At 66.1% G+C, this 6,699-nt stretch carries 7 protein-coding genes; 5 read left to right on the forward strand and 2 right to left on the reverse strand.

The window, feature by feature from the left end; all coding sequences use genetic code 11:
- The coding region (locus DD1DGNOD_RS17915) for an MBL fold metallo-hydrolase (protein WP_131770672.1) at positions 1–607 on the reverse strand (607 nt) is incomplete at its 3' end.
- Between the two features lie 776 nt (positions 608–1,383).
- Between DD1DGNOD_RS17915 and DD1DGNOD_RS17920 the strand changes: the two genes are divergently transcribed.
- The 5 genes from DD1DGNOD_RS17920 to DD1DGNOD_RS17940 all read left to right on the forward strand — a co-directional run bounded on the left by DD1DGNOD_RS17920 (position 1,384) and on the right by DD1DGNOD_RS17940 (position 6,212).
- Positions 1,384–3,060, forward strand: a complete 1,677-nt coding sequence (locus DD1DGNOD_RS17920) for an AMP-binding protein (protein ID WP_131770664.1) — start codon at positions 1,384–1,386, stop codon at positions 3,058–3,060.
- 53 nt (positions 3,061–3,113) lie between these two features.
- The gene (locus DD1DGNOD_RS17925; protein WP_131767624.1) at positions 3,114–3,902 is read left to right on the forward strand and encodes a ferritin-like domain-containing protein; all 789 of its coding nucleotides are present in this window, start codon (positions 3,114–3,116) and stop codon (positions 3,900–3,902) included.
- A 168-nt stretch (positions 3,903–4,070) separates the two neighbouring features.
- The gene (locus DD1DGNOD_RS17930) at positions 4,071–4,331 is read left to right on the forward strand and encodes an acyl carrier protein (RefSeq protein ID WP_131767625.1); all 261 of its coding nucleotides are present in this window, start codon (positions 4,071–4,073) and stop codon (positions 4,329–4,331) included.
- A complete protein-coding gene (locus tag DD1DGNOD_RS17935; RefSeq protein WP_131770665.1) occupies positions 4,328–5,188 on the forward strand; it encodes an SAM-dependent methyltransferase in 861 nt (286 codons plus the stop codon). Before DD1DGNOD_RS17930 ends, DD1DGNOD_RS17935 begins: the two co-directional genes overlap by 4 nt.
- Positions 5,189–5,330: 142 nt before the next feature.
- The gene (locus DD1DGNOD_RS17940) at positions 5,331–6,212 is read left to right on the forward strand and encodes an acyl-ACP desaturase (RefSeq protein ID WP_131767627.1); all 882 of its coding nucleotides are present in this window, start codon (positions 5,331–5,333) and stop codon (positions 6,210–6,212) included.
- 55 nt (positions 6,213–6,267) lie between these two features.
- On the opposite strand, the gene DD1DGNOD_RS17945 is transcribed toward DD1DGNOD_RS17940, so the two are convergent.
- Positions 6,268–6,534: a hypothetical protein gene (locus DD1DGNOD_RS17945; RefSeq protein WP_131770666.1), complete on the reverse strand. Its 267-nt coding sequence runs from the start codon at positions 6,532–6,534 to the stop codon at positions 6,268–6,270.
- Positions 6,535–6,699 lie beyond the last annotated feature (165 nt).

Genomic DNA, 6,699 nt, shown 5'->3' on the forward strand with positions numbered 1-6,699 from the left:
CCTCGGCCAGCAGCAGGTCCACATCGCGGGCCAGAGGGATCAGCGCGTCGGTCCAACCGGTGTCGCCGGTGTAGGCGAGGCTTCCCGTCGGACCCTCCAGCCGGACACCGCAGTTGGGAATGGCGTGGCGCAGACCGTGCATGCCGATCGTGCAGTCGCCCACCGTGAACTCCTCGCCCGGGGCATACTCCCGCACATCGAAGGCGAGGTCGAACGCCTTGTCCAGCAACGGGATGGTCGCCACCGGAAAGAGCTGCGCGAGCTTTTGCAGGGTCGACCGTCCACCAGCCGGTACGTAGAGCGGGACCGGCGGCAGCTCCGCGGTGTCAACGACCTCCGGCAGGCTGGGGAAGGACGCAGCATATCTGGTCCGGCCGCTCAGGAGAGCTTTTCCGATAGGCAGGAGATCATAGCAGTGGTCCAGGTGGAAATGGCTGATCACCACTGCGTCCAGCATTTTCGGATGCCCCATCGCGCTGAGGGCGAGAGCCACACCGGGACCGCAGTCCAGCATGATCCTGGTATTCCCGGCGTTCACAAGATAGCCCGAACTGCCCTGGCCGCCGGATGGCATTCCGGAACGACAGCCGAGGACGGTAAGATGCATTTGCAGAATGTCCGATCTTCTAAGATGCCGAAATATTTGGTGTGGTATTCCGAGGTTCGAGGACGGTGCACTCGTGGATCTTCGTTACGCCGCCGGGGAGCTTGGAGTTGGAAACCGGGGGCGCACGGTTCCCCCGGTTCCAGCGATGCTGCTGACAGTTCGCGGCCCTGGCAACGAGCAACTTCCGGACGTACGATTACGAACGCCTATCGCCGCTGTTCACCCGGCCGGATTGTTTCGCCCCGGCCGGATGCGCACCGGGCGAGTCCAGCAGATCCGCAGGCGCCACCGGTACCCAACCGGGAGAGCCGGCGACGATCGCCGGCGGTCCGGCCCGTACCCTGCCGCGGCAGGCGCTGCCCCCACGGTTCCGCGGAGTTCGCTTCGCGGCACCCGGCAGTGGCCCGGCAGCGCGCCGACAGGGCCCGGCAGCACACCACGGCAAGGCGCCCGCCCGCTGCTTTCCCCGGATTTCATCCAGCCCCCCACGGCCCTGCGGTAAACGGACCGCGAATCGGCGACAAAGAATATGGGAATGTCCGCCGATGATTCGCTGGATCCAGCATCGTCCGATTGCCTTCCCGAATGGATCAATACGATCGGAAAATAACCGTTGACGGCCTTCGACGCGAAGCCGAACAATTTTGTCGACGACGGTGTTCGACGCGGGATCCGCCCGACGGCAGCCCGGTGCGGACGTCCCAGCCGGCGGTCACCGAAGAAGGCGACGCGAAGAAGAAGGCGACGTCTGGCTCTTCGTAGACAGGGGAGGCCGTATGGTCACCGGCACGTTGCACGATGCACTTGACCGGATCGCCGCACACGGCCGGGACACCGCGGTCGACTTCCCGTCCGAATCGACGTCGATTTCCCTCGGTGAACTCGCCGACTCCGCACAGGCGATGGCGCGTTCGTTGGCCGGAATGGGTGTCGGGCCGGGCAGCCGGGTCGGAATCTTCAGCCAGAACGCCCCCGAATTCCTCCAGACACTGTTCGCCGTCACCAGGACCGGTGCAGCAGCCTGCCCGCTGCCGCTGCCCACGGCGGCCTGGGATCTGGCAGGTCACGCACACCGGCTGGCGCGGATCGCGTCGGTCGCGGGCATCCGCCAGGTGGTCGTCTCCTCCCGGTTCCGCGGGCTGGCCAGCCGTTTCGACGGTGCCATGAGTAACGTTGCATTCGTCTGCGCCGGCGACCTGCTGGCAGGTGTGACCCCGCCCGGGCAGCTTCCCGTGGTCGAACCGACGGACCTAGCCATCGTGCAGTTCACCTCGGGCAGCACCGCCGCGCCCAAGGGAGTCCAGCTCACCCACGCCAACGCGCTCGCGGGCATCGAGGCGATCAGTGAAGGGATAGACCTCGGCCGGGACGGCGATGGCGGAGGCAGCTGGCTGCCGCTCTTCCACGACATGGGGTTGTTCGCGACCCTGTCAGCGATCATGCGTAACGTTCCCATGACGGTGTGGTCACCCACGTCGTTCGTCAAGGACCCGGCGCGATGGCTTCGCCAGTTCCTGGCGTCCGGGGCGACGATCTCCCCTGCTCCCAACTTCGGTTACGACCAGCTGGTCGCCGCTGTGTCCCCGCAGGAGGCTGCGAGTCTGGACATGCGCCACTGGCGGATCGCCTTCAACGGCGCCGAGCCCATCGCGCTGGCGTCGGTCGAGCGGTTTCTGGAACACTTCTCACCGGCCGGTTTCGCGCCCGAGGCGATGTTCCCGGTGTACGGCATGGCCGAGGCGACGCTGGCGGTCGCCTTCCCCCCACTGGGCCGGCCACCGGTGTCGGTCTGGGTCGACCGCGAACGGCTGGCCAACGCCGGCCTGGTCCAGCAAGTGCCACGCGGGCATCCGCAGGCGCGGGCCGTCGTCGGGGTGGGCCGGCCGGTGCGCGGGGTCGAACTACGCATCGCCAGCCCCGACGCCGGCAAGGTGTCCGCCGACGACCAGCAGGTCGGCGAAATCGAGATTCGCGGGGACTCGGTGACGCCTGGTTATCTGCTGGCGGAGGGAAGCGATGACGACACCTTCACGCCGGACGGTTGGTTGCGTACCGGAGACCTGGGGTTCCGTCTGGGTGACGAAGTGTTCGTCACCGGACGGATAAAGGAAATGATCATCGTCCGTGGGGCGAACTTCTACCCCGAGGACGTCGAAGGCATCGCCCGCGACATCCCCGGGGTGTTCAAACGCCGATGCGTCGCCGTCGTCGGCCGGGGCGGCGACGGCGACGGCGACGGCGCTGAGCTGATCACCCTGCTCGCGGAGACGAGCCTCGACGACCCGGCCGCGCGTGACCGGCTCGCAGCCGACCTGCGTGCCCAGGTCACCGGCACGCTCGGCCTGTCCGACCTGGCGGTACGCCTGTTGCCCCCGAGCTCGCTCCCCCGCACGTCCAGCGGCAAGTTCCAGCGCCTGGTCGTCGGCGAACGAACATGGCAGCCCTCGACCTGACACCGCGGGTCCACACCACGGAATCCAGGCCACAAAGCCCGCAAAGGAAGCCGATGCACAGCTACGATGTCTTCCGCCAGTACGAGCGCCATCAGTGGCAACTCGCCGACCTGCCATTCGACGAGATCGATCGCGACCTGGTCGACCCCGACTACGTCACACTGGCGAAAAGCGCGGTGATGGGCGAGTCGAACTCGATCGCCGCCCAACACGGCTTTTTCAACGAGTTCGTCGACGACTACGATTTCTCCGCGTTCGTGGCAATCTGGGGCTTCCAGGAACTCCAGCACCATTATGCTTTCCGGGCCTGGTTGGAGGCTCTGGACATCAAGGTCGACACGGCTCCGGTCGAGGCGATGCGGGAACCGTACGCCCCCGGCACGACACCAGCCGCCACCCTCGCCACAAACATCATTTCAGAGCTGACGGTGAATCACGTCTACCGGGCTGTCTCGGACTGGGTGGCCGAACCGATACTGCGGACAATCATGCGGGACGCCAGCCGGGACGAGGCAGCGCATGCCCGCGAGTTCATCCACTTCGCCCGCAGGCGTCTGGCGACGCACCCGCAGGAGCTGCCCTCGGTCCTCGAAACGCTCTACGTGTACACGTCCGGCGCTCAGATCAAGCACCCGGTGAGCGTCTTCAAAAGCGAGCTGCCCGAACTGCGCGAACACGAGACGATCGACACCGGCTTCGAGTTCTTCCTGGCCAAGGTCGGCGGCACCGGCGAACTCGACCGGCTCCAGGTGAAGATCCGCCGAGCCTTCGGCGCCCTGACCGGTCTGGACCTCGCCAGCAACGCGCGTATCCGGCGCGCACTGGCCGAAGCGTTGACATGACACCCGGTATCCACCAGACAGACCCTTCATTCGGAGCCGACCCGACCAAAGGCAGCACGGCCATGGTTTTGGCGCGCCGCCGGCGGTCCTTCATAGGGAGTTAACCGGCCAAAGGCAGCACGACCATTCTTTTCTCGCGCCGCCGGCGACCCTTCATAGGGAGTTAAATTGTCCGCCAATCATGAGCAGATCGTCGCTGTTGTCACCGAAATCGTGACCGGAGAACTCGGCCTTGCCGCCGACAGCGTGGCCCCGTCCATCGACCTTCGCTCGATCGAGGGAGCCGACTCGGTCAAGGTGCTCCGGATAGTCTCCAGGATCGAGCGGCACTTCGACGTCGAACTGGAGGACGAGGACGTCTTCGGCATCTCGTCCGTTGACGACATCGCGCTCGTGGTCGCGAAGTCCCTCACGCCGGACCCGTCATGACGACGATCACCGACCCCAAGGCGGACACCGCCATCGCCGACACCAACCAGCACTACGACCTCGACCCGGAGATCTTCGGCCTCTTCCTCGATCCGTTGCGCAAGTACAGCTCCGGGCTGTACCGGTCCGAGACGGACACCCTGGCGGAGGCTCAGATCAACAAGCTGCACTTCGTCGCCGGGCGCCTGGGCCTGCAAGGCGGCGAACGGCTGCTCGACGTGGGCTGCGGCTGGGGCTCCCTGCTGCTGTTCATGGCGCGGGAATACAGCTGCCGGACGACCGGCATCAGCCCGGCGGCACGACAGCACGCCTACATCAGCGGAAGAGCCAGCGAACTCGGGGTGGCCGACCAGGTCAGCACCTGGCGGGGGCACTTCGAGGAGGTCGACGTTCCCACCGGCAGTTTCGACGCGGTGACGATGCTCGGGTCGATCGTGCACATGCCCGATCTGACCGCCGTGTTCGCCAGGGCTCGGGCACTGCTGCGTCGTGACGGCACCCTCTACGTGTCGGAAAGCTGCTTTCGCAACGCGGCTGCGCACGAAGCGTTCCACAGCCGCGCCGGTACCCGGTTCGTCGGTGAAAAGATCTTCGGCTGGGGAGACATGCGGCCGGTGTCCGAACTGGTCCGTGGCGTCGAGGACGCCGGATTTTCCCTCATCGGCCTGGACGACCTGACCGCGGACTACCGTCGCACGATCGACGACTGGCTGGCGAACGTCCGGTCCGCCACCGACGACATCGAACGAATCCGACCGGGTCTCGCCCGCGAGCTCGAGCACTACCTGGAGATCGCCAACGCCGGGTGGGGCTACACCACCAAGCACTACGCCCTGACCTGCCGGAAGGCGCGATGACCGGCTCGGTGGCCCGAGATTCGGGCCTTCCGGACCTGCCGGATCGGCTTCGCCGATCCGGCAGGAACCCCGCGCGCGAAAGAAGCATGATCGCGCTGTCTCTGGCCCTCGGGGGCGTGTCTGAAAAGTGGCAGGAGGATCGATGACCGTCGTGGACGGGACCCTGGTGGCAGCACCGCCCGAGCAGGATGCAAACCGGCTCCTGCCGGCTGCCGACATCGAGCGCGCGGTCACGTCATTCATGATCGCCTCGCCCTCGGCGCGCCACTTCGACGTGGAGAGCGACTTCGACTGGGGCAGCGCGGACTGCGGGAGGCTGACCGAAGGGCAGCAGTCCGCCGTCCGCTTCATCACTCTGATCGAGGACCACCTTCCCGGCTACTTCGCCCTCTACAACCAGCTCTTCCCCCTCGACGACGGCGTCGACCCGTCAGACTTCGTCCGTAACCGGGAGCTTTACCACTTCACGGTCCGCTGGGCGCAGGAGGAGGACAGCCACGCCCGCGCTCTCTTCCGCTACCAGGTGGCCTCGGGGCTCGCGGAACCCGAACGGTTGCGCCTCGATCTCGCCGAGGAGGGGCGGCAGGAGTTCACCCTCCCCTTCGACAATCCGGTCTCGCTGTTCACCTACACACTCGTGCAGGAGAAAGCGACGCAGCTCTACTACCAGCAACTGCGTGCCGTGATCGACGAGCCTGTCCTCGCCGAGATCCTGAACCGGCTCAGCCGGGACGAGGCCCGTCACTTCTCGTTCATGGCGGACATGGTGGAGCAGTACCTGATCCGGTACGGCGACGCGGTCGTGGAGCCGATCCGGGAGGTGATAGCGAACTTCCGGATGCCGCTGGCAGACACCATCAAGGGCTACTGGCGGTGGGCGCTGCGGATCGCCGACGCCGCACGATACGACCACACCGACGCCTACGAGCACCTGATCCGGGTCATCAGGCACGCCGTCGACGCCCCGTCGGACCGCGTGGAGGCGTTGACCCAGTTCATCTCCGCCTGCCGCACCCCGGCGTAACAGCCTCTGCGTCACCCGCGGGTGGACCACTTGCGTAGTCGGTCCACCCGCCTTCTCATGCCACCCACCGGACCCTGCGGGTCCGCGGCGGAAGATGGAAACGGACAGCGCCGACGACATAGTCGTCCCAGCCGCATTCCATGGCGTACTCGTCAGCAGCGGCGGCACTTTCGAACAGAATCACCACCTCGGTGACAGCGGACCGGTCGTCCCCATCGAAGAGGACCGCCGCGTACAGCGATGCCGTCGATTCCGGCGCAAGCCCTGACGACGGCTGCCGCGCCGGTTGCTGTGACAGCTGCTGTGACCACGGTATGGCCATCGCTTCAGTCCCTCTCGATCACAGTGTGGCATCTGCGCTGTCCACAGGGCGGATACGTCTGCCTGGTCCGTGAACACCCAGACCTGGTAGCATCATTACAATTTGTCATCGATAACCCTCCGGATCGCTGTCTGGGATCACTGTCTGGGATCACTGTCTGGGATC

It is taken from the genome of Candidatus Protofrankia californiensis (assembly GCF_900634765.1).
In the GTDB taxonomy this organism is placed as follows: Bacteria; Actinomycetota; Actinomycetes; order Frankiales; family Frankiaceae; genus Protofrankia; species Protofrankia californiensis.